The organism is Caballeronia sp. LZ016 (assembly GCF_031450805.1).
Lineage (GTDB): Bacteria > Pseudomonadota > Gammaproteobacteria > Burkholderiales > Burkholderiaceae > Caballeronia.
The window spans coordinates 2,643,584-2,666,560 of the sequence record NZ_JARTVY010000001.1 but is presented as its reverse complement, the minus strand read 5'-3'; the positions used below and the strand labels follow the sequence as shown (position 1 = coordinate 2,666,560).

The 22,977-nt window shown below is 63.7% G+C and carries 16 protein-coding genes; 7 read left to right on the top strand and 9 right to left on the bottom strand.

Annotated features, from left to right (window positions below):
• Window positions 1-24 precede the first annotated feature (24 nt).
• The 6 genes from P9220_RS12695 to fixL all read right to left on the bottom strand — a co-directional run bounded on the left by P9220_RS12695 (window position 25) and on the right by fixL (window position 9,148).
• Complete coding sequence (locus P9220_RS12695) at window positions 25-2,142, bottom strand: M3 family metallopeptidase (RefSeq protein ID WP_309765166.1); 2,118 nt, start codon at window positions 2,140-2,142, stop codon at window positions 25-27.
• Window positions 2,143-2,289: 147 nt separating this feature from the next.
• Window positions 2,290-3,144 (bottom strand): bifunctional methylenetetrahydrofolate dehydrogenase/methenyltetrahydrofolate cyclohydrolase FolD, encoded by an 855-nt coding sequence (gene folD / locus P9220_RS12690; protein ID WP_309765165.1) that lies wholly within the window; start codon window positions 3,142-3,144, stop codon window positions 2,290-2,292.
• Between the two features lie 180 nt (window positions 3,145-3,324).
• Window positions 3,325-4,236, bottom strand: coding sequence for a DUF2950 domain-containing protein (locus tag P9220_RS12685; RefSeq protein WP_309765164.1), 912 nt, complete (start codon window positions 4,234-4,236; stop codon window positions 3,325-3,327).
• A 53-nt stretch (window positions 4,237-4,289) separates the two neighbouring features.
• Window positions 4,290-5,621: a DUF3300 domain-containing protein gene (locus tag P9220_RS12680; protein ID WP_404980410.1), complete on the bottom strand. Its 1,332-nt coding sequence runs from the start codon at window positions 5,619-5,621 to the stop codon at window positions 4,290-4,292.
• Window positions 5,622-5,969: 348 nt separating this feature from the next.
• A complete protein-coding gene (gene fixJ / locus P9220_RS12675) occupies window positions 5,970-6,608 on the bottom strand; it encodes an oxygen response regulator transcription factor FixJ (RefSeq protein ID WP_309765163.1) in 639 nt (212 codons plus the stop codon).
• Window positions 6,605-9,148 (bottom strand): oxygen sensor histidine kinase FixL, encoded by a 2,544-nt coding sequence (fixL, locus tag P9220_RS12670; protein WP_309765162.1) that lies wholly within the window; start codon window positions 9,146-9,148, stop codon window positions 6,605-6,607. The genes fixJ and fixL overlap by 4 nt, the downstream gene beginning before the upstream one ends.
• Before the next feature lie 288 nt (window positions 9,149-9,436).
• On the opposite strand from fixL, the gene aceE reads away from it, so the two are divergent.
• The 3 genes from aceE to lpdA all read left to right on the top strand — a co-directional run bounded on the left by aceE (window position 9,437) and on the right by lpdA (window position 16,029).
• A complete protein-coding gene (gene aceE / locus P9220_RS12665) occupies window positions 9,437-12,130 on the top strand; it encodes a pyruvate dehydrogenase (acetyl-transferring), homodimeric type (RefSeq protein WP_309765161.1) in 2,694 nt (897 codons plus the stop codon).
• Window positions 12,131-12,209: 79 nt separating this feature from the next.
• Window positions 12,210-13,880, top strand: coding sequence for a dihydrolipoyllysine-residue acetyltransferase (aceF, locus tag P9220_RS12660; RefSeq protein ID WP_309765160.1), 1,671 nt, complete (start codon window positions 12,210-12,212; stop codon window positions 13,878-13,880).
• A gap of 73 nt (window positions 13,881-13,953) precedes the next feature.
• Window positions 13,954-16,029 (top strand): dihydrolipoyl dehydrogenase, encoded by a 2,076-nt coding sequence (gene lpdA, locus P9220_RS12650; protein WP_404989540.1) that lies wholly within the window; start codon window positions 13,954-13,956, stop codon window positions 16,027-16,029.
• Window positions 16,030-16,177: 148 nt separating this feature from the next.
• On the opposite strand, the gene P9220_RS12645 is transcribed toward lpdA, so the two are convergent.
• Complete coding sequence (locus tag P9220_RS12645) at window positions 16,178-16,765, bottom strand: phasin family protein (RefSeq protein ID WP_035970856.1); 588 nt, start codon at window positions 16,763-16,765, stop codon at window positions 16,178-16,180.
• Between the two features lie 711 nt (window positions 16,766-17,476).
• Here P9220_RS12645 and pbpG point away from each other — a divergent pair.
• Window positions 17,477-18,661, top strand: coding sequence for a D-alanyl-D-alanine endopeptidase (gene pbpG / locus P9220_RS12640; protein WP_309765159.1), 1,185 nt, complete (start codon window positions 17,477-17,479; stop codon window positions 18,659-18,661).
• An 89-nt stretch (window positions 18,662-18,750) separates the two neighbouring features.
• Here pbpG and P9220_RS12635 read toward each other — a convergent pair whose 3' ends face one another.
• On the bottom strand, window positions 18,751-19,557 hold the full coding sequence (locus P9220_RS12635) for an IclR family transcriptional regulator (RefSeq protein WP_309765158.1): 807 nt from the start codon (window positions 19,555-19,557) through the stop codon (window positions 18,751-18,753).
• A 151-nt stretch (window positions 19,558-19,708) separates the two neighbouring features.
• On the opposite strand from P9220_RS12635, the gene P9220_RS12630 reads away from it, so the two are divergent.
• The gene (locus tag P9220_RS12630; protein ID WP_309765157.1) at window positions 19,709-20,443 is read left to right on the top strand and encodes a (Fe-S)-binding protein; all 735 of its coding nucleotides are present in this window, start codon (window positions 19,709-19,711) and stop codon (window positions 20,441-20,443) included.
• A gap of 21 nt (window positions 20,444-20,464) precedes the next feature.
• On the top strand, window positions 20,465-21,877 hold the full coding sequence (locus P9220_RS12625) for a lactate utilization protein B (protein WP_309765156.1): 1,413 nt from the start codon (window positions 20,465-20,467) through the stop codon (window positions 21,875-21,877).
• Between the two features lie 79 nt (window positions 21,878-21,956).
• Here the strand turns inward: P9220_RS12625 and P9220_RS12620 are convergent, their stop codons facing one another.
• The gene (locus tag P9220_RS12620; RefSeq protein WP_309765155.1) at window positions 21,957-22,469 is read right to left on the bottom strand and encodes a hypothetical protein; all 513 of its coding nucleotides are present in this window, start codon (window positions 22,467-22,469) and stop codon (window positions 21,957-21,959) included.
• 263 nt (window positions 22,470-22,732) lie between these two features.
• Here P9220_RS12620 and P9220_RS12615 point away from each other — a divergent pair, with 263 nt between their 5' ends.
• Window positions 22,733-22,954, top strand: coding sequence for a hypothetical protein (locus tag P9220_RS12615; protein ID WP_309765154.1), 222 nt, complete (start codon window positions 22,733-22,735; stop codon window positions 22,952-22,954).
• Window positions 22,955-22,977 lie beyond the last annotated feature (23 nt).

Here is a 22,977-nt window from a genome sequence, read left to right as displayed (position 1 = left end):
GGCCGGGGTTTCGAGTATCGGAGCTCAGTGCAGCGTCTGCCCGGCCATGCCGTTATGACGCAACAGCGCGTCGATGTTCGGCTCGCGTCCGCGGAACGCCTTGAACGAATCCATCGCGGGACGGCTGCCGCCCACTTCGAGAATCTCGCGGCGATAACGCGTGCCGGTTTCCGCATTCAGCACCGACCCGTTCGCCGCCTTCGCGGCTTCTTCGAACGCGGCGTAGGCATCGGCGGAAAGCACTTCTGCCCATTTGTAGCTGTAGTAGCCCGCCGCATAACCGCCCGCGAAGATATGGCTGAACGTGTTCGGCCAGCGGGAGAACGGCGTCTGCGGAATCACGTGAAACTTCTCGTTGATTTCGCGGGCAAGGTCGTTGACGTTCTGCGTCGCGTTGGCCGGATCGTAGGACGTGTGCAGCACCATGTCGAACATCGAGAAGACGATCTGGCGCAGCGTGCCGAGACCGCTCTGGAAATTCTTCGCCGCGAGCATCTTGTCGAAGAGTTCGCGCGGCAGCGGCGCGCCGGTGTCTACATGCGCCGACATATCCGTCAGCACGTCCCACTCCCAGCAGAAATTTTCCATGAACTGCGACGGCAGTTCGACCGCGTCCCACTCGACGCCGTTGATGCCCGACACGCCCAGTTCATCGACGCGCGTGAGCATGTGATGCAGCCCGTGCCCGAACTCGTGAAACAGCGTGATGACTTCGTCGTGCGTGAAGCAGGCCGGCTTGCCGCCGACAGGCGCCGAGAAATTGCACGTCAGATAGGCGACCGGCGTCTGCACGCCGCCTTCGCTGCGCTTGTGGCGCGCGCGGGCATCGTCCATCCAGGCGCCGCCGCGCTTGCCTTCGCGGGCGTACAGGTCCAGATAGAACTGCGCGACCAGCGAACCGTCCTTGTTCTCGACGCGGAAGAAGCGCACATCCGGGTTCCAGACGGCGGCTTCATCGCGGCGAATCGATACGTTGAAGAGCGTTTCCGTGACCTTGAACAGGCCCTTCAGCACGGCTTCCTGCGGAAAGTACTGCTTCACTTCGTTCTCGGAGAACGAGTAGCGTTTCTGACGCAGACGCTCCGCCGCGAACGCGATATCCCACGGCTGAAGCTCGGGCATGCCGAGTTCGGTCGCCGCGAAGGCGCGCAGCTCCATCCAGTCATTTTCCGCGAAGGGACGCGCGCGCACGGCGAGGTCTTCCAGGAACGCGATGACCTGTGCGGGCGATTCGGCCATCTTCGGCGCAAGCGATACTTCCGCGAAGTTCTGATAGCCGAGCGTGCGCGCCTCTTCGAGACGCAGCTTCAGATGCTCGGCGATGTTCTGCGTGTTGTCCCACTCGGCCTTGCCGTGCCCATAGGTTTCGCCGAGTTCGGAAGCACGCGTCACATACGCGCGATACATCGCCTCCCGCAACGGGCGATGCTCCGCATATTGCAGCACCGGGAAATACGACGGGAAGTGCAGCGTGAATTTCCAGCCCTGGCGGCCTTCCTTCTGCGCGGCTTCGTGTGCCGCTTCGATCACGTCGTCGGGCAGGCCGGCGAGGTCGCTCTGCTGCGTGACGATGTACGCGTACGCATTGGTCGAATCGAGCACGTGATCCGAAAACGCCTTCGACAGTGCCGCCTGCTCCTCCTGCAATTGCGCGAAACGCGGCTTGCGATCTTCGGGCAGTTCCGCGCCCGACAGGCGGAAGTCGCGCAGCGAGTTCTCGAGGATCTTCTTGCGTTCGGGCGACAGACCGGCGAATGCTTCGCTTGCGGCAATCGCCTTGTACTTCTCGTAAAGGGCGAGATTCTGGCCGACGCTCGCGGAGAATTCGGTCACGCGCGGCAGGTTTTCAGCGTGGGCGGCGCGCAATTCGGGCGTATCGGCGACGGCGTTCAGATGGCCGACGATGCCCCACGCACGCGAGAGCTTTTCCGATTCGCGCTCGACCGCCTCGACGACGTCCGTCCACGTGGCGGGCGTTTGCGGGGCGCTCGCGCGGTCGACGGCGTCTTTGGCCGCCGCGAGCAGCACGTCGAGCGCCGGGGTGACATGCTCGGGCCTGATGTCGCCGAAGCGCGGCAAGTCGGAGAAATCGAGCAGCGGGTTGCTGGCTGCGGTCGGCGTGGCTGCGGTGGTATCGCTCATGGCTCTCCCAATTCGAGTTCGATCAGGCGCGGAACGGGCCGCGCCGCTTCATTCAGATGCCTGTCGGAACATTATTGGGGCGGCAGGGCCAAAAACCAATCGATTGTTTGGAAGGGGACGATTGGCGGTCTCCCGCCGAGCGTGCGCTTACGCCGCCGCCGCGCGCTCGGCGGCTTCGATCGTATTGACGAGCAGCATCGTGATGGTCATCGGGCCGACGCCGCCCGGTACGGGCGTGATATGGCCGGCCACTTCGCGCACGCCCGCGAAATCCACGTCGCCGCACAGCTTGCCGGCGTCGTCCCGGTTCATGCCGACGTCGATGACCGTCGCGCCCGGCTTCACCATGTCGGCGGTCAGGATGTTGCGGCGGCCGACTGCGGCCACGACCACATCCGCATCGCGCGTGTGCTTCGCGAGGTCGCGGGTCTTGCTGTGACAGATCGTGACCGTCGCGCCTGCTTCGAGCAGCAGGAGCGCCATCGGCTTGCCGACGATGTTCGAGCGGCCGATGACCACCGCGTTCGCGCCTTGCAGAGCGATGCCGTGCGCCTCGAACATCTTCATCACGCCATAGGGCGTGCAGGGCCGGAAGAGCGGCTTGCCGGTCATGAGCGCGCCCGCATTGGCGACGTGGAAACCGTCGACGTCCTTCTCCGGCGCGATGGCTTCGATGACCTTGTGGCTGTCGATATGCGCGGGCAACGGCAGTTGCACGAGGATGCCGTGAATCGCGGGATCGGCATTGAGCTTGTCGATGTGCGCGAGCAGTTCGCGCTCGGAAAGCGTCGCGGGGAAGCGGTCCATCACCGAATGCAGGCCGTTGTCCTGGCACGCCTTCACCTTGTTGCGCACATAGACTTCGCTCGCGGGGTTGTCGCCGACGAGCACGACGGCGAGGCCCGGCTTGTGGCCGCGAGCGGTGAGGGCGGCGGCTCGTGCGGCGACATCGGCGCGAAGAGTCTTGGAAAGGGAGTTGCCGTCGATGAGTTGGGCAGTCATGGCGAATCAGTGAGGATGAGCCGGATGGCGTGAACTGGCGAGCCGCGTGCGCAGGGCTGGCTGCTGCAGGCATCGCGGGCGCTTTGCGTTGCGCCCTTGGGGAAGGGCGAGATTATACCGCCGGGCGCTTTTCAGCGTCCGGCGGCGGACGACGCGACAGGGGGCGGGGCGCTGGCGCGCTCAGGGCGAAACGGGCTGCCAGGACGAATCCGGATCGAACGCTTTGATCGACGCCGCGACGCGCGCGGTCGCGGGTCCGAGGTTCTTCTCGAAGACCTGCCCGTCCTGATTGACGATGAAGCTCATGACGCCCGTCTCGCCGTACCTGGCCGGCCACGCGATCATGGCGAAGCCCTGCGCGAGCGCGCCGCCCTCCATGAAGTTCTTCGCGCCGCCTTTCGCGTGCGGGCCTTGCGCCGTCAGGATGCGATAGTGGTAGCCGTAGTACGCGTCGCCCGGATGCGTCTTGTTGCGCATCGTCGCGGCGAGCGGGCCGAGCGGACTGTCCGGCTCGCCGGGCGCGGTGTCCCAGTAGAGGCCGTCGTGCTTGCCCGGCGTGCTCACGAAACGGCCGGCGTAGCGGTTCATCAGCTTGCGATAGTCGTTCTGCGCATCGACGTAGGCGAGGGCGACGTGCATTACCGATCGCTCGTTGCGGCCGATGCGCCGCGTCAGCGGCTCGTCGCGCGCGGCGGGCATGTCGAAGCGCCAGCCACGGCCCGTATCGACGAGCGGTATCGGCAGCGTCCAGCCGCTGTCGCCCGTTTCGATGTGCGCGCTTCTGCGTCCGCCGAGCGGCTCCTTATCCTCGACGATGCGATGCTCCTTCGCCCACGACGCGAGGTACTGATAGATATCGTCCTCGCCGACGCTGCCGGCCGGCACGTAGCGCGCGTGATCCTTGCCGAGCACTTTCTTAAGCGCGGTTTCGTCGTTGGATGCGACGGCGTCGGTGAAGGCTTGCGCGGCGGCATCGGGCGTGGGGTAGAGCGCCTGCGCACGGGCGATGGTTGCCGCCATCGTCAGCGAGACGGCGAGCGTCGCGCATAGCAGCGTTTTCTTCGATGCAGCCAGCGTTGTGGTTCGAGTCATCTGAGGCTCCGGGGTCGGACTTGCAGGTTGGCGTATCTGGGCTCGTCTCATCATCACCGGCGGAATCCTCCTCCGCCGCCGTGAAAACCGCCGCCGCCGCCGCCGTGGAAGCCGCCTGCGCCGCCTCCCTGAAAGCCACCGCCGCTGCGCTGTATCCCGCCGCCTGCGTTGCCCTGACGCTCGAACCCGCCGCCCGCGTTCGGATGTGCGCTCGCAAGCGATTGCCGGCTTGCCTGTCCGCGCTGCATGTCCTGCCGCGCGACATTGCCATCGCCCGCGCCGCGCAGCGCGTTGTCGCGATTGACGTTCTGCGCCCGTTGATGCAGGTCGCCATTGCCCGCTCCGCCCTGGCGCATGTTCTGCACGCGCTGGTTGGCCGTCTGGTTCATGTTCTGCCCGGTGCGCTGCTGCAGCGTCTGCGCGGCCTGCGCGCGCGCCTGATCGCGTCCGCGGAACTGGTCGCGATTCACCGACGCCAGGTTCTGATTGTTCACGCGGTTCTGCCGGTTCACGTTCGTGTTCCGGTTGAACTGCGGATCGTTGCGGTTCCAGCGCACGTTGTTACTGTTCGCATTGATGCGGTTGTTCACGTTGATGTTGTTGTAGCGGTTGACGTTCACGTTCACGTCCCCGCGATTCCAGTCGCAATTGCCCCACAGCGAGTTCGCGACCGCGATGCCCGCGCCGAACGCGAGCCCCGTGGCGAAACCGGTCGCGATCGCGTAGCCGGGCGGCGGCGGGACATAGACGGGCGGATACGCCGGATAAGGCCACGCGCCATAGACGACCGTCGGGTTGTACGTCGGCACATACACGACTTCGGGATTCGCCGGGACGATCTGGATCGTGCTCTGCTCGACGACCACTTTCTGCTGCTCGGTCGTCTTGAGATTGCCCGCGCTCTGGGCGGACCGGCGAAGGCGCTGCACCGAATCCATCACATCGCTCGACTGCGCGATGAACGCGTTGCCGAGCTGCGTGACCCAGTCGAGCCTGGAGGCCATCGTCGCGAGCGCCTGCGGGAACGCCACCAACGATTGGACGCTCGGGTCCCACGGCTCCGACTGCACGGCCTTCACGGCGTCATCGCCCTTAATGTTCGGATTGGCCTTCGACCATTGCGCAGCCGCTTCGATGTCCTGCGGATACGTCGCCGCCATCAGCACCTGAGCAAGCAGCGCGTCCGGATAGAGCGCGATGGGCGCGACGAGGGCGTCGAGCTGCTGGTTCGTGAGCTTCTGCGCCGGGGCGTTGCCCTGCGCCTGAGCGTGAACGGGCGGCGCGTGAAGCACGGCGAGCGGCGCAGCGGCAAGCGTCGCCGCTATCGCCAGCACGCGCGCCGCGCAGCCGCGACTCACGAGCGATCGGTTGGTTTTCTTATTCAAGGCGATGTCCTCCTGAGCGCGCGTCGACTCATCGCTGCCAAAAGGCAGCCATGAAGTCGAGAGCCGATGGAAACGATGAGAAGCCGAACTGCGAACCGAACGCGACTTGCGTTGGCGAGGGAAGAAGCGGGAAACGTTTGCTGAAGGAGCGTGAGAGCAGCGAGCGCGTTGCCGTGCATGACCGGGTCCTCTTGAGAACGCTCGATCAACTTACGGGGCTGCGTTGCCAGGTGTCAACGCGAATCGCGAAACGTCGCGTTTCACACTCGCGCGATATGCGCAAGCGTGTTGAAGAGTGGCGAAGGGAGGCGCGGCCGGCATCCGAAGCCGGCCGCGTTGAAGCGCTATTTATTGCTGCGGCTTGTTGGACAACGCGAGACGCAGGAGATCAGCCACGGTATTCACCGACAGCTTCTCCATGATGTTCGCGCGGTGCGCTTCGACGGTCTTGATGCTGATGCCGAGGTCGTCGGCGATTTGCTTGTTCAGGCGTCCCGCGATGATGCGCTCGAGCACCTGATGCTCGCGCGCCGTCAGCTTGCCGAGGCGCTCGGCGGCCGCGCGCTGCTGCTGCACGCTGGTGCTTTCGCTGCGCGCCTTCTCCAGCATGCGCTCGACGAGCTTGCGCAGCTCGGCTTCGTCGAAGGGCTTCTCGATGAAGTCCATCGCGCCCTTCTTCATCGTGGAGACGGCCATCGGGACATCGCCGTGGCCGGTGACGAAGATGATCGGCAGCAGCGAATTCTCGGTGATCAGCTTTTCCTGCAATTCGAGGCCGGTCATGCCGGCCATGCGGACGTCGAGAATCAGGCAGGCGATGGCGCCGGAATGAGCGATCGGCAGGTAGACATCGAGGAAGGACTCCGCGCTCGAAAAGCACTGCACGCGATAGCCGTTCGCCTCGAGCAGCCAGCGCAAAGAATCACGCACGGCCTCGTCATCGTCGACGACAAAGACGGTTTCCTGAGTGGTGACTGGACTGCTCATAGTTCTCCCGTAACTGTTTGTTGTCTCGTATTCGTGTGTTCGTCGTTCGCATCGCCACCCGAGCCCGATCCGTGCGAGCCGTCCACCTCGCCGATCGGCAGGCTGCAATGGAAGGTCGCGCCGGTGACGTGGCCGTCCGGATCGACATTGTTGACCACCCACAGGCGGCCACGATGTGATTCGATGATCGAGCGGCAGATGTTCAGACCCATGCCCATGCCGTCCGACTTGGTGCTGTAGAACGGCTCGAACAGGCGCTCGGCGGTGGCTTCGTCCACGCCCGGCCCCTGATCGACGACGCTGATGCAAACGGAGCCGCCGTCCGTGCGCAACACGACGACGCGGATCACCGGATCGACGGCGTTCGGTTTCGCATCATGCATTGCTTCCGCTGCGTTTTTCAACAGGTTGACCAACACTTGTTCGATCAGAACCGGATCGACGTAAATCACCGGCATGCGCGAGCGAATCTCCGTGACGATGCGGATCTTCCGCTTGCGCGCCTCGATCTCGGCGAGCCCGACCGCATCGGCGACGATATCGGCGACGCGCGTGGCCTGGCGCTTCGGCTCCGAACGCTTCACGAACTCGCGGATGCGCTTGATGATCATCCCCGCGCGCACCGCCTGTTGCGCGGTCTTCTCGAGCACGGGCAACAGCGTTTCCTGCGTCATGCGGCCCGACTTCACGAGCGCGACGCAGCCGGAGCAGTAGTTGTTGATGGCGGCGAGCGGCTGATTCAGTTCGTGCGCGAGCGACGACGCCATCTCGCCCATCGTCATCAGGCGGCTCGTGAACTGGAGCTTCTCTTCCTGCTGATGCGCGAGTTCCTGTGCCTGCTTGCGCTGCGTGATGTCGGTCGCGATCTGCATCTGCGCGAGATGGCCGTCCACCCACTGAATGTACTGGCGGCGGACTTCGAACCACTTCTGAATGCCTTCGACATAAACTTCCTGCGCGTCCGCCGAGCTTTCGGTAAGCGCGGCGGTAGGCAGGCCCGCATAGGTGTCGATCATGTCGATGGTGTCGGACGAACTGTGGCTGCTGCCGTCGAACGCCGCGCCCGCCAGTTGCAGATGGCCGTCCGGACGGATGCCGAACAGATGCCGGTAATAGCGGTTCGCGAAAAGCAGCTCGGCTTCGTCGGCGGCCAGCACGGACACAGCGGCGTCGAGGCTTTCGAGCACCGTCGTAAAGCGCTCGTGCGCGGCGGCCAGTTCCTCGCGGGCGCGCTTCGGCTCGGTGATGTCCGTCATCGACGACATCCAGCCGGTCTGACGCCCCGAACTGTCGATCAGCGGCGACACATAGAGGCGCGCGTGGAAGAACGAGCCGTCCTTGCGGCGCACGCGCAGTTCGAAGCCGGAAGACGGCGCCTTGCCGCGCAGCGTCATGTCGAGCTGGCGCTGCATTTCCGGATAGGCATCGCGCGGCCAGTACGGGAACGGCGCGTTCTTGCCGACGAGATCGCTCTCGTCCCAGCCCGTCATGCGGCAGAACGCCGGATTCACGTGCGTGATGCGGCCGTGCATGTCGAGCACGCGCATGCCGATCAGCACGGAGTTTTCCATCGCACGGCGGAAGAAGGCTTCGGCATAGAGCGCCTGCTGCGCCTCGAAGCGCTGGCGCGTGTGCTTCCAGAGGCTCCACAGACTCCACAGCACGAAGCACGACAATCCCGCCACGAGCCACACGAGCGTGTTATTGGTGAAGTTCGTGAGCTGCGGATACGAATAGACGCGAACCGACAGCCCTTGACCCGGCGGATCGAGCGGCAGGTCGTAGAACATGTCGCGCGGCAGGCGCGGGCGGCTCGACGTGGTGGCGAGCTCGCGATTGTTCAGATCGGTGATGGAGATCTTGTACTTCGCCGACAGTTCGCCTGGAATGTCATGCTTGAGAATGCCTTCGATCGAAAACACGGCGGCGATCGATCCGAGGAATTCGCGGTCGCGGAAAACGGGCGTCTGCAGCGTGATGTAGCCGTTGCCGAGGTCGTCGTAAAGAAGGGGCGAGTAGACCTGGCGGCGCGTGGTGCGGGCTTCGTCGAACGCAGCCTGCACGGCTTCGTCCATTTGCGTGTCGTTCGGCTTGGCGAGCCGCGAGCCGAGCACCGGCAGCGGCGAATTGGGCCAGCGCGGCTTGTGCTCGCTCGTGTACCAGTTCATGTAGAGGATCTCGGGATGCCCCTGCATGATGTCGGTGGATGCGTTCTGGAAGTTCTGCGGGTCGCCGTGTCCGCCCGTGATGTCGCGTGCGAGGGCCTGGATTTGTTCTTGCGCAGCGGTCATCGAAAGACGGATCTGCTGCTGCGCCCACGCGACATTGCGATACAGCGTGTCTTCCTGTTGCTGCTGCTCGCGCCGGTTCAGGCTCCATAGGATCAGACTCATCACGACCAGAAAAACGAGGATCGAAATGAGCGGCGTGAGTAAATAGGAGTTCGACCACCACGGTCCGTGGTGCCAGCGGGAGGGCGACGAGTCGGCAGGCTTCTTTGCGACGCGCGCCGAGCGTTTGATCAGCCGGTCAGTCAACATGGGAGCGATTGTAACGCAGCACCCGATTGTTAATTGGCGTAAAAAGGCGCTAAGAATGAGGCCTTTACAAGAAAAGGAGACGAACTATCCGAGTTGAAAAGCCATATCGGACGGTGCATTGCAGCAATTTTCCGTATTATGAGATAGCCTCTCATGATTCGAAAAATTCCTTGCTTCAAGCTCTGGACCCTCTTTAGAATTGCCGGCACGCGGCCAGTGCCCGCTTTTGTGCTTTCGCGCGGGCGTGTGTTGGCGGTTTAGGAGCGTTCCTCACATCAGGAGACGAGCATGTCCGCTGTACCCGACGAAGTTCTCAAATATGTCGCCAACGCAAAAGACGACGATCCGCAGGAAACCGCCGAATGGCTGGAAGCGCTCGATGGCGTGATTTCGGCGGTCGGCCCTGACCGCGCGCACTACCTGATCGAAAAGCAAATCGAATTCGCTCGCGTGCATGGCGAGCATCTGCCGTTCTCGGCGAACACGCCGTACATCAACACGATCCCCGTCGCCACCCAGGCGAAGATCCCGGGCGATCAGGACGTCGAACACCGCATCCGCTCGTACACGCGCTGGAACGCCATCGCAATGGTGCTGCGCGCGGGCAAGGACACCAACGTCGGCGGCCATATCGCTTCGTTCGCATCGGCGGCGACGCTGTATGACGTCGGCTTCAATCACTTCTGGCATGCGCCGTCGAAAGAGCATGGCGGCGACCTCGTGTTCGTGCAGGGGCACTCGTCGCCGGGTGTGTACTCGCGCGCCTTCCTGCTCGGCCGCCTGACCGAGAAGCAGCTGAACAACTTCCGCCAGGAAGTGGGCGGCGAGGGCATCTCGTCATATCCGCATCCGTGGCTGATGCCGGATTTCTGGCAGTTCCCGACCGTGTCGATGGGCCTCGGCCCGATCATGGCCATCTATCAGGCGCGTTTCATGAAGTACATGCAAGCGCGCGGCATCGCAAAGACCGAAGGCCGCAAGGTGTGGGCGTTCCTCGGCGACGGTGAAACGGACGAGCCGGAATCGCTCGGCGCGATCGGCATGGCCGGGCGCGAGCGGCTCGACAACCTCGTGTTCGTCATCAACTGCAACCTGCAGCGTCTGGACGGCCCGGTGCGCGGCAACGGCAAGATCATCCAGGAACTGGAAAGCGAATTCCGCGGCGCGGGCTGGAACGTCATCAAGGTCATCTGGGGCAGCCGCTGGGACGCGCTCTTCGCACGCGACAAGACCGGCGCGCTGATGCGCCGCATGATGGAAGTCGTCGACGGCGAATATCAGACGTACAAGTCGGAGTCCGGCGCATTCGTGCGCGAGCACTTCTTCAACACGCCGGAACTGAAGGCCCTCGTCGCCGACTGGTCCGATGACGACATCTGGAACCTGAATCGCGGCGGCCACGATCCGCACAAGATCTACGCGGCATTCGACGCCGCGACCAGGACGAAGGGCGCGCCGACCGTCATCCTCGCCAAGACCATCAAGGGTTATGGCATGGGCGAGCACGGCCAGGCGATGAACATCACGCACCAGCAGAAGAAGCTGCCGATCGAGACGCTGAAGAAATTCCGCGACCAGTTCCGCCTGCCGATCACCGACGAGCAGATCGTCGACGTGCCGTATCTCACGTTCGAGGAAGGCTCGAAGGAACTCGAATACATGCGCCAGAAGCGCATGGACCTGGGCGGCTATCTGCCGGCGCGCCGCGAAAAGGCGGAATCGCTGCCGGTGCCGGCGCTGTCCGCATTCGAGCCGCTCCTGAAAGGCACGGGCGAAGGCCGCGAAATCTCCACGACGATGGCCTTCGTGCGCGTGCTGAACATCCTGCTGAAGGACAAGGCCATCGGCAAGCGTGTCGTGCCGATCGTGCCGGACGAATCGCGCACCTTCGGCATGGAAGGTCTCTTCCGCCAGATCGGCATCTGGAATCAGGACGGCCAGAAGTACATTCCGGAAGACTCCGACCAGCTGATGTTCTACAAGGAATCGGAGACCGGCCAGATTCTGCAGGAGGGCATCAACGAAGCGGGTGGCATGTGCGACTGGATCGCGGCCGCGACGTCGTATTCGACGCACGGCGAGATCATGATCCCGTTCTACATCTTCTATTCGATGTTCGGCTTCCAGCGCATCGGCGATCTGGCGTGGGCGGCGGGCGACATGCGTTCGCGCGGCTTCCTGCTGGGCGGCACCGCGGGGCGCACGACGCTGAACGGCGAAGGCCTGCAGCACGAAGACGGTCACTCGCTCCTGTGGGCCGCATCGGTGCCGAACTGCGTGAGCTACGACCCGACGTTCGGCTACGAACTCGCGGTCATCATGCAGGACGGTCTGCGCCGCATGGTGCAGGACCAGGAAGACGTGTACTACTACATCACCGTGATGAACGAGAACTACGAGCATCCGGCGATTCCGCAGGGTGAGTCGGTTGCGTCGGACATCATCAAGGGCATGTACTCGTTCCGGAAGGCGGACGCGCCGGCCAAGGCGCACGTTCAACTGATGGGCGCGGGCACGATCTTCAACGAAGTCATCGCCGCTGCCGAACTGCTCAGGAACGACTGGGGCGTCTCCGCCGACCTCTGGAGCGTGCCGAGCTTCACCGAGCTCGCGCGCGAAGGCCAGGACTGCGAGCGTTACAACCTGCTGCATCCGACCGAAGAGCGACGCGTGCCGCACGTGACGAAGCTGCTCCAGGGCGCACAAGGCCCGGTGATCGCGTCGACGGATTACATCCGCGCGCTCGTCGACCAGATTCGCGGCTATGTCCCGAACAAGTTCGTGGTGCTCGGCACCGACGGTTACGGCCGCTCGGACACGCGCGAGGCGCTGCGCCACTTCTTCGAAGTCGACCGCTACTGGGTCACGCTGGCGGCGCTCAACGCGCTGGCCGACGAAGGCGCGATCGAGCGCAAGGTCGTCGCCGAGGCGATCAGCAAGTACAACCTCGACCCGGCCAAACCCAACCCGATGACCGTCTAAAGGCATCGCCCCCGAGCGTTGTGATGCGGCCTCTTTCCGAAGCGGAAAGAGGCCGTGTGCAACCCAGGAGACACTAATAATGAGTCAAGCGATCGAAGTCAAAGTGCCGGACATCGGCGATTTCAAGGACATTCCCGTGATCGAGGTTCTGGTCAAGGCGGGCGATGTCGTTGAACAGGAACAATCCCTCGTCACGCTCGAATCCGACAAGGCGACGATGGACGTGCCCAGTTCCGCAGCGGGCACGGTGAAGGAAGTGAAGGTGAAGGTGGGCGACAACGTGTCGGAAGGCACGCTGATCGTCGTGCTGGAAAGCGGCGTGAACGCGGGGTCGTCGGCGTCGTCGGCTGCGCCCGCGAAGCAGGAAGCGCCCGCCCATACGCAGACGCAATCGCAGCCGGCGCAGGCCGCGCAAGCGCCGGGCGGCGGATCGGTGGAAGTGAAGGTGCCGGATATCGGCGACTTCACGGACATCCCGATCATCGAGATCGGCGTGAAGGTCGGTGACAAGGTCGAGAAGGAGCAGTCGCTCGTCACGCTCGAATCCGACAAGGCGACGATGGACGTGCCGAGCCCCGCATCGGGCACGGTCAAGGAACTGAAGGTCAAGGTCGGCGATACGGTCTCCGAAGGATCGCTGATCCTCGTGCTCGAAGGCGGCGACGGTGCGAGCGCCGCGGCGCCGGCTCCGAAGCAGGAAGCCGCGAAAGCGGTCGAGCCGCCGCCCGACGCGCCCGCGAAGCCCGCGCCCGCCGCAGCCGCGAAGGAAGCGCCGTCCGCGCTGGCGCAAGCGCCGTTGATGCCTGCCGGCGACGGCACGCGCACGTCGAGTCACGCGTCGCCGTCGGTGCGCAAGTTCGCACGCGAACTGGGCGTCGATGTCACGCGTGTGAAGGGCTCGGGTCCGAAAGGCCGCATCACGCAGCAGGACATCACCGCGTTCGTGAAGGGCGTCATGAGCGGCCAGGGCGCAGCGCCCGCCGCGGCGGCCGCACCGGCTGGCGGTGGCGGCGGCGAACTCGGCCTGCTGCCGTGGCCGAAGGTCGATTTCACGAAGTTCGGTCCGGTCGATCCGAAGCCGCTCTCGCGCATCAAGAAGATCTCCGGCGCGAACCTGCATCGCAACTGGGTGATGATCCCGCACGTCACGAACAACGACGAAGCGGACATCACCGAACTGGAAGAACTGCGCGTCAAGCTCAACAAGGAGCACGAGAAGGCAGGCGTCAAGTTCACGATGCTCGCGTTCGTCATCAAGGCCGTGGTCTCGGCGCTGAAGAAGTTCCCGGACTTCAATGCGAGCCTCGATGGCGACAACCTCGTCTTCAAGCAGTATTACCACATCGGTTTCGCGGCCGATACGCCGAACGGCCTCGTCGTTCCGGTGATCCGCGACGCGGACAAGAAGGGCCTCGTCGACATCGCGAAGGAGATGGCGGAACTGTCGAAGCTCGCACGCGACGGCAAGCTGAAGCCCGATCAGATGCAGGGCGGCTGCTTCTCGATTTCGTCGCTGGGCGGCATCGGCGGGACGCACTTCACGCCGATCATCAACGCGCCGGAAGTGGCCATTCTCGGCCTTTCGCGCGGTCAGATGAAGCCGGTGTGGGACGGCAAGCAGTTCGTGCCGCGCCTCACGCTGCCGATGTCGCTGTCGTACGACCATCGCGTCATCGACGGTGCGGCCGCTGCGCGCTTCAACGCGTATCTGTCGGCGATTCTGGGCGATTTCCGTCGCGTCATTCTCTGATCTTCGGATCCGGCCGACGGCGGAACCTCGGGCTTGCCTCGAGGTTCCATCCGCACATCTCTTAGGGGACAACATGAGTCTCGTCGAACTAAAAGTACCCGATATCGGCGACTTCTCCGATGTCGATGTCATCGAAGTCAATATCAAGCCCGGCGACGTCATCGAAAAGGAACAGGGCGTCATCACGCTCGAAACCGACAAGGCGACGATGGAAGTGCCCGCCGATGTCGCAGGCATCATCAAGGAAGTGAAGGTCAGGCAGGGCGACAAGGTGAGCCAGGGCTCGGTCATCGCGATGATCGAAACCGAAGGCGCGAGCGCGGGCGCATCGCAGGCGCAAGCGCCGAAAGAGGCGTCGACCGCGAAGCCGGCGGCGCCGGCCGCATCGAGTGGCGCGGCGCAGGATGTGAAGGTCCCGGATATCGGCGACTTCAAGGATATTCCGGTCATCGAAATTCACGTGAAGCCGGGCGATACGGTCGAGAAGGAGCAGTCGCTCGTCACGCTCGAATCCGACAAGGCGACGATGGACGTGCCGTCGCCCGCAGCGGGCACGGTCAGGGAGCTGAAGGTCAAGGTCGGCGACAACGTGTCGGAAGGCACGCCGATCCTGACGCTCGACGCGCAGGGCGGCGGCACGACGTATGTGCCGACCGCGCCCGCCGCCGCCCAGCCGCAACCGGCCGAGAAGGCGAGCGCCGAGCCCGCGCCGCAAGCGGGCAGCTATTCGGGTTCGGCCGACGTCGAATGCGACATGCTCGTGCTCGGCGCGGGCCCCGGCGGTTATTCGGCGGCATTCCGTTCCGCCGATCTCGGCATGAACACCGTGCTCGTCGAACGCTATTCGACGCTCGGCGGCGTGTGCCTCAACGTCGGCTGCATTCCGTCGAAGGCGCTGCTGCATACCGCGCTCGTCATCGACGAGGCGGCCGCGCTGGCATCGCACGGCATCAGCTTCGGCGAGCCGAAGATCGACCTCGACAAGCTGCGCGGCTTCAAGGAAGGCGTCGTCAAGAAGCTGACCGGCGGTCTCGCGGGCATGGCGAAGGCGCGCAAGGTGCAGGTGGTCACGGGCGTCGGCACGTTCGTCGATCCGCATCACATGGAAGTGCAGGGCGACGGCGGCAAGAAAGTCGTGCGCTTCAAGAAGGCGATCATCGCGGCCGGCTCGCAAGCGGTGAAGCTCCCGTTCTTCCCGGATGACCCGCGCGTTGTCGATTCGACCGGTGCGCTCGAGCTGCGCCAGTTGCCCAAGCGCATGCTGGTGGTGGGCGGCGGCATCATCGGGCTCGAAATGGCCACGGTCTATTCGACGCTCGGCGCCGAGATCGACGTGGTTGAAATGCTTGACGGCCTGATGGTCGGCGCGGACCGCGATCTCGTGAAGGTGTGGGAGAAGTTCAACGCGAAGCGTTTCGCCAACGTGATGCTCAAGACGAAGACCACGAAGGCCGAAGCGAAGGACGATGGCATCTACGTCACGTTCGAAGGCGAGAAGGCGCCGGCCGAGCCGCAGCGCTACGACCTCGTGCTGCTGGCCGTCGGCCGCAGCCCGAACGGCGGCAAGATCGGCGCGGACAAGGCGGGCGTGGCCGTGACGGATCGCGGCTTCATCAACGTCGACAAGCAGATGCGCACGAACGTCGAGCACATCTTTGCGATCGGCGATCTCGTCGGCCAGCCGATGCTCGCGCACAAGGCGGTGCACGAAGGCCACGTTGCGGCGGAAGCCGCGCACGGCGAGAAGGCGTACTTCGACGCGATGCAGATTCCGTCGGTCGCCTACACCGATCCGGAAGTGGCGTGGGCCGGCAAGACCGAGGAACAGTGCAAGGCCGAAGGCCTCAAGTACGGCAAGGCGGTGTTCCCGTGGGCGGCGTCCGGTCGCGCGATCGCGAACGGCCGCGACGAAGGCTTCACGAAGCTCATCTTCGACGAAGAGACGCATCGCGTGATCGGCGGCGGGATCGTCGGGCTGAATGCGGGTGATCTGATCAGCGAAGTGTGTCTCGCCATCGAGATGGGCGCGGATGCGACGGATATCGGCAAGACCATTCACCCGCATCCGACGCTCGGTGAATCGGTCGGCATGGCGGCTGAGTTGTACGAAGGCGTCTGCACGGATCTGCCGCCGCAGCGGAAGAAGTAATCTCGCGGGTCGTTTGACGCACGAAGGCGCGTTCCTGCAAAGGGACGCGCCTTTTTTTATGCCGAACTCGCCGTGCAAAAAAAAAACCCGGCCGGAGCCGGGTTTCTTGTTTCAACCGTCGCATGCCGAAGCATGCCTGGCCGATGTCTTACGCGACAGTGCGCTTTGCCGAAACTGCAGCGGTGCGAGCAGCTTGCTCGGTCGCTTGCGTCGCAGCCTTCGTGGCAGCCGTGGCGGCGGCGTTGAAGTTGCTTTCCGCGATTTCGACAGCTTGCTTCGTTGCCTTGTGGACGGTTTCGTACGTCGTGTTCGCGGCGGTGATGGCCGACTTCATCACGGCGACAGCCGTTTCCGAACCAGCGGGCGCGTTCTTCGCAACATTGTCGACCAGCGTCTGGACCTTGCGGTTCTGCTCTTCGTACTGCGCTTCCGCGACGCGGGCGAACTCAGCTTGCGTGGCCGATGCGATTTCATACAGGTGACGGCCGTACGACAGCACCTTCTCGGCGACCGGCTGGGTCAGGCTGGCCTGCAGCGCCAGCAGTTCCTGCGCGTCCTTCACCGAGAGGGCGCGTTGCGCGTTTTCCTGGCTTTCGGCGAGCGTGGACTTCACGACTTGGAGATTCAGTTCGACGAGCTTCTCGACGCCCTCGAACGCCTTGTTCGTCAGACCGAACAGCGTGTCGAAGTTGGCTTTCTGCGCAGCGGCGATTTGCTCGGGGGTCAACAGCGTCATCTCAGGCTCCTTATTGCCGACCCATCACGGCGGGTCGTGGTTTGATAGTTGCAGCAACTTGCTGCCAGATGGTGCACCTTCGATTGGTGCGTCGCAACATGAAGCCCATTTTAGAGATATTCCTATCGATGTCAAGGGCTTTTTGTGCGATGCACAAATAGTGGAAAACCCTTGTTAAACAAGAGTTTAAGTACAAAGGTTCGAACGTTCCAGAGGCAAGAGGTGCAGCTCATGCACCATGCTGAATTGCCGAAAAGCAGCAACTTCGCCGCTTCTGCCCGATTACGGGCTCCGTCGATCGCTAAGATATTTCTCGTCTGTTCTTGTTTTTAAGACGTTGCCGTACACCAAACTGTTGAAGAACCGTTAACATTTCGACTGACGATGCAGTGCACACCGGCGCGGGGAGAGGGAAGGACATGCGCTCCTCTCCGCTAGCAGCAAGCCCGCCAGCGCCGTTCTTAAAGTCGAGCCTCAAGTTTGGGAAAGAATTGCCGACAGCACGTGAAACAGCGGGTCAAAGCGCGGGTTTCGCAGTGTCGGCTGCTCAGGGCTCGATCGTTTTTGCCGATCGATGCGCCCAATGTTTCAGAAATCAGCAATCGGCGCTTACAAAACGGATTAACGTGCGTCGATAAGTGCTTAATATTGCTTAAATTTCGCAGCTTCACTACACTTGGCGGTACTCTCCAGCCGCCCAACAGAACACTAATGAAAACCGAAATGTTTTCGTCGCTAAAGGTGGTGCATGGCGTGGCATTGCGCTCCGCATTGTCTCTCGCCGTATCGCTCGCCGTCGCGACATCCTTCGCAGTGGCTCCGGCTGAAGCCCTCGCCAAAACCACCACGCACAGCAAGGCCGCCAAGCAATCCGCCAAGCCCGCAGCCGCAGGCAAGTCCGCCAAGCCGGCTCGCGTCGCGAAAGCCGGCAAGGGCGCGCGCGCGGCCAAGGTCGCCGCGGCCGATGACGACGACGCACCCAAGGCCTCGCGCAAGCGTCGCGTGAACTACCGGATGGACTCGCATGCGCGCCGTGCTGCTGTGCACTCCGTGGCGTACCAGCCGCGCGCGACGTCGGTCGGGCAGGCGTTCGGTCTGCACGATACGCCCGACAGCCTCGCGCTGCGGTCGAGCGTTGCATATGTCGTCGATCAGGACACCTCCGAGACGCTCTTCGACAAGAACTCGCGCGCCGTCGTGCCGATCGCATCCATCACGAAGCTGATGACGGCGATGGTCGCGCTCGATTCGCACATGCCGCTCACCGAAGAAATGACGGTGACCGACGAAGACCGCGACTACGAGAAATACACGGGCTCGCGGCTCGCCGTGGGTTCGGTGCTGAATCGTGAAGACATGCTGCATATCGCGCTGATGGCGTCGGAAAATCGCGCGGCGGCGGCGTTGTCGCGTTATTACCCCGGCGGGCGTCCGGCGTTCATCGCGGCGATGAATGCAAAAGCGAAGGCGCTCGGCATGACTGATACCCACTTCGAAAATTCCACCGGTCTTACGAGCCAGAACGTGTCGAGTGCGCGCGATCTCGTGAAGATGGTCAACGCGGCGTACCAGTATCCGCTGATTCGCAAATTCTCGACGGACCGCAGCTACGAAGTCTTCACCGGCAAGCGCACGCTCGCGTACAACAGCACGAATGCGCTGGTTCGCAATGCGTCGTGGGATATCGGCTTGCAGAAGACCGGATTCATCAACGAGGCGGGCGAATGTCTCGTGATGCAGGCGAACGTGCACGGCCGGCCGGTCATCATGGTGCTGCTGGATTCGTATGGCAAGTATTCGCGCTTCGCCGATGCTGGCCGCCTGCGGTCGTATCTCGACACGCTCGGCGAGCCGCGCATCATGAGCGCGGACATGGGCGGCGGCGCTAATCCCTGAGCGCGTCCCCGGGATCGGCCGTCGGGCCGGGCCGCAAAAAAGCCGGAATCGTCGAGAGACGAATCCGGCTTTTTCTTTGGTCGTCGCGATCAGCGTTGCGCTTCGCGTTGTCCTTCCGCCGACGCTTCCGGGTGATAGCCGAGCGACCGCGAGATTTCCAGGGCGGTGTGGCTCAGTTGCCTGAGCCACGCGTCCTGCAGACGATCCGCAGGCGCCGAAAGCGATAGCCCCGCGACGAGCCGGCCGGTGTCGTCGTAGATGCCTGCCGCGATGCAGCGCACGCCAAGTTCCAGTTCCTCGTTGTCCCGCGCGCACGATTGCTGGCGCACGAACGACAACTCCCGTTCGAGCTTGGCGAGATCCGTGATGCTGTTCTGCGTGTGGCCCGAGAGTCCGGTGCGCATCGCGTAGGCGCGCACGCGAGCGGCTTCGTCGGCGGCGAGGAAGAGCTTGCCGACCGATGTGAGATGCAGCGGCGCCCGCCCGCCGATCGCGCGAACGACCTGCATGCCGGAGCGCTCCGAATACGCGCGCTCGATATACACGATCTCGTCGCCCTGTCGCACGGACAGATTCACCGTCTGACCCGTCTGCCGATGCAGCTCGCGCATCGGCGGCATCGCGGCTTCACGCACCGACAGACGCGCTTTCACCAGATTGCCGAGTTCCAGCAGCCGCATGCCGAGCCGGTACGTGCCCGGATCGGAGCGATCCACCAGCCGGCAGAGCACCATGTCGTTCAGGATGCGGTGCGCAGTGGACGGATGCAGGCCAGTGCTGTGCGAGAGTTCCTTCAGGCTGACCGGATCGGTGTGATTGGCAAGCGCGTCCAGCAGACGCATCATGCGTTCGATCACCTGAATGGATGTCTTGGAGTCCGGGTTCGTATCGCTCATCGTGAAAAATCGGTTGATGCGTCAAACAGCGGAAATTCCATTGTATCTCATAATGTGAAAAGAGATGCTGCGATGGCCAAGGTGTTCGGACATGCTCGCTTATCGCGGATAATCGGCGTGCTTCGCCTATCCGAACTAGAAGGAATTGCCCATGCGAGTCGGTTTATTCGTCACCTGTCTCATCGACATGATGCGTCCCGAGATCGGCTTTTCGGTCATCAAGCTGATCGAACGCGCCGGCTTCGAAGTGAGCGTTCCGCCCGCGCAGACCTGCTGCGGGCAGCCCGCGTACAACTCCGGCGATCGGCGGCTTGCACGCGATCTCGCCGAGAAAACGCTGCGCGAATTCGAGCAGTTCGATTACGTGGTCATCCCGTCCGGCTCCTGCGGCGGGATGGTTCGCGTGCATTACGGCGACCTCTTTCGTGACGATCCCGAACTAATGAACCGCTACGCGCGGCTGCAGCCGCGCGTCTTCGAACTGACGGACTTTCTCGTCACCGTGGCGAAGGCGCGCCTGGAACCAGGCGTTTTCGATGGCACCGTCACCTATCACGATTCCTGTTCGGGCCTGCGCGAGCTCGGCGTGAAGACGCAGCCGCGCGAATTGCTTGCGCAAGCCGGCGTGCCTGTCACCGAGATGGCCGGATGCGAGCATTGCTGCGGTTTCGGCGGCACCTTCGCGGTGAAGTACGGCGACATCTCGACGGCGATCGTCGACGAGAAATGCGCGAACATCAAGGCGAGCGGGGCGGATGCGGTCGTGCTCGGCGATCTGGGCTGCATGCTGAATATCGAAGGCCGGCTGCGCCGCACGGGCGACACCGCGACGCGCGTGCTGCATATCGCGCAAGTGCTTACCGGCGACGCGCAGAGCCGCGCCTGAGCATCGCGAGGAGACAAGAACATGCAAGTCCAGACGATGCACTTCAAGGCGCGCGCCGGCAGCAAGCTCGCCGACCAGAGGCTCCAGCAGAACCTCACGAAACTGTCGACGAAATTCGTCAGCGCGCGGGCGACGGCCGTGCGCGACATCGACTTCGAAGCGACACGCGCTGCGCTCAGGGAGCGTCGCAATCGCGCGCTCGAGAACCTCGACGTCTGGCTCGAAACGTTCGAGCGGGAGGCGACGAGGCGGGGCGCGACCGTGCTCTACGCGGAATCGACGCAGGACGCGGCGCGCCTCGTGGCGGACATTGCGCGCGAGCACGGCGTGAAGAAGGTCATCAAGACGAAGTCGATGGTGTCCGAGGAGATGCAGTTGAACCGCGTGCTCGGCGAGATGGGCGTGCAGTCCATCGAGACGGATCTCGGCGAATACATTCTGCAGATCAACGACAACGAGCCGCCGAGCCACATCATCGCGCCCGTGGTTCACAAGGACAAGGAACAGATCGCGGACCTGTTCGCGAGGACGCACGGCAAGCCGCGTCTCACTGATATCCCCGCGATGACGCGCGAGGCGCGCGACGTGTTGCGCCCGCATTTCATGTCGGCGGACATGGGCGTGACGGGCGGCAATTTCCTGATCGCGGAGACGGGATCGGTGGCCGTCGTGACGAACGAGGGCAACGAAGGCATGTGCACGGTGATGCCGCGCGTGCACGTCGCGGTCACGGGCATCGAAAAAGTGCTGCCGACGCTCGAAGATCTCGCTACCGCGATGCGCCTGCTGCCGCGCTCGGCCACCGGGCAGACCACGTCCAATTACTTCTCGCTGCTCACCGGCCCGCGCGCGTCGGACGAAACCGACGGCCCGGAACACATGTACTTCGTGCTCGTCGATGGCGGGCGCAGCGGGCTGATAGGCGGCGAGTTTCAGGAGATGCTGCGCTGCATCCGCTGCGGCGCGTGCATGAATCATTGCCCGGTGTATCAGAAGATCGGCGGGCATGCATACGGCTGGGTGTATCCCGGCCCGATGGGTTCGGTGCTCACGCCGGCTTATGTCGGCATCGACAAGGCGCTGGACCTGCCGCAAGCCGCGACGCTATGCGGTGAGTGCAACAGCGTTTGTCCGGTCGGCATTCCGATCTCCGATCTGCTGCGCAAGCTGCGCGAGAAGCAGATGGAGCGGCGGCTGCGTCCGTGGACCGAGCGCGCGGCGCTTGCGGCGTGGGGTTATCTGGCGATGCGTCCGGCTGCTTACGCGCTCGTGACCAGGTTGGCCGTGCGCGTGCTGGAGCGCATCGGCGGGCGGGAGAGGAAACTGTCGCGCCTGCCTTTCGGCGCGGGATGGACCGGCACGCGCGATATGCCCGCGCCCGTCGGCCGCACGTTCCGCGAACTGTACAAAGCGCAGCAATCGCATATCGGCTGACAGCGCAGGCGTCGCGCAAAGGAAAGGCCGCGCCGGATCGTGTGATCCGGCGCGGCCTTTTTCGCTTTCGGGCGGACGGTCAGCCGCCAGTCCGGCCGAGAAAGCCGCGGTCGTTCCCGCCGTGGCCACCACCGCCACCGCCGCCGCCACGCGACGGCGCCTGTTGCTGCTGTGGCGCCTGCTGCTGCGGGGGATGCGGCCTCACGCCGCCGACTGCCTGCGGTAACGGCGCGGCGCTGGCCTGTGGCGGAGGACCACCGCCGCCGCCGCGCTGCGGCGGGCCGCCGGCCTGACCGCCGCGATTCGGATACCCGTCGCCGCGCGGCCGGTTATTCCAGCCGCCAGGCGGCGGACGGCGATAGCCGGGGCTATCGTCCCAGTATCGCCGGGGCCCCGAATAGTAACCGCCGCCGATGACCACGCCGGGCTGCACGACCGGCCCGCCGTAATAAGCGGGATAGGCGGGGTAAGCCGCGTACCCGGGATCGTCGTACACGGGATAGCCGCCGCCATACATGGGGCCATCCGGATAAGCCGCGCATCCGCCCAGGAGCAACGCGGAGGAGAACATCACTAACCCAGCGACTTTCATGACCGTTGAAATTTTGGTTGCACGTTTAAGCATTAAGACACCGGGGGCGGCCCGATGTCCCCAACAACTTTGTAAGCCTTTATGACGGCCTGGCCTCGCCTGTTACATCGCACAGCGAAACTGGCCGACAACTTGCTTGTTGCCATGGACGCAACGAACCTTCTCTGTTCGATGGCTTTTTCAGCAACGGGCGATTGCGTACCATCCGAAACGTCGATCAGTGGGTACATCGCCCGCAGCGACATCGAACCGAAGGCAGTCTCATGAGAAAGACAATATCGACTTACTGGCCTCTCGCCATTCTGCTCGTGGCTGCGCTGACCTTCTGCATGCACGCGGAAGAGCGCGAATCGGCGGCTGCGCGCCGTCAGCAGGTGGACGTGGGCAGCGTGAGCGCGGAACTGGCGCGCGCGATTTCGTACGGTCTCGTCGAAGCCGACGACACAGCAGCGCCCGTCGTGCATCCCACGCCGCGCGCGCTGTAACGGCAACTGCATCGGCCGTAAAA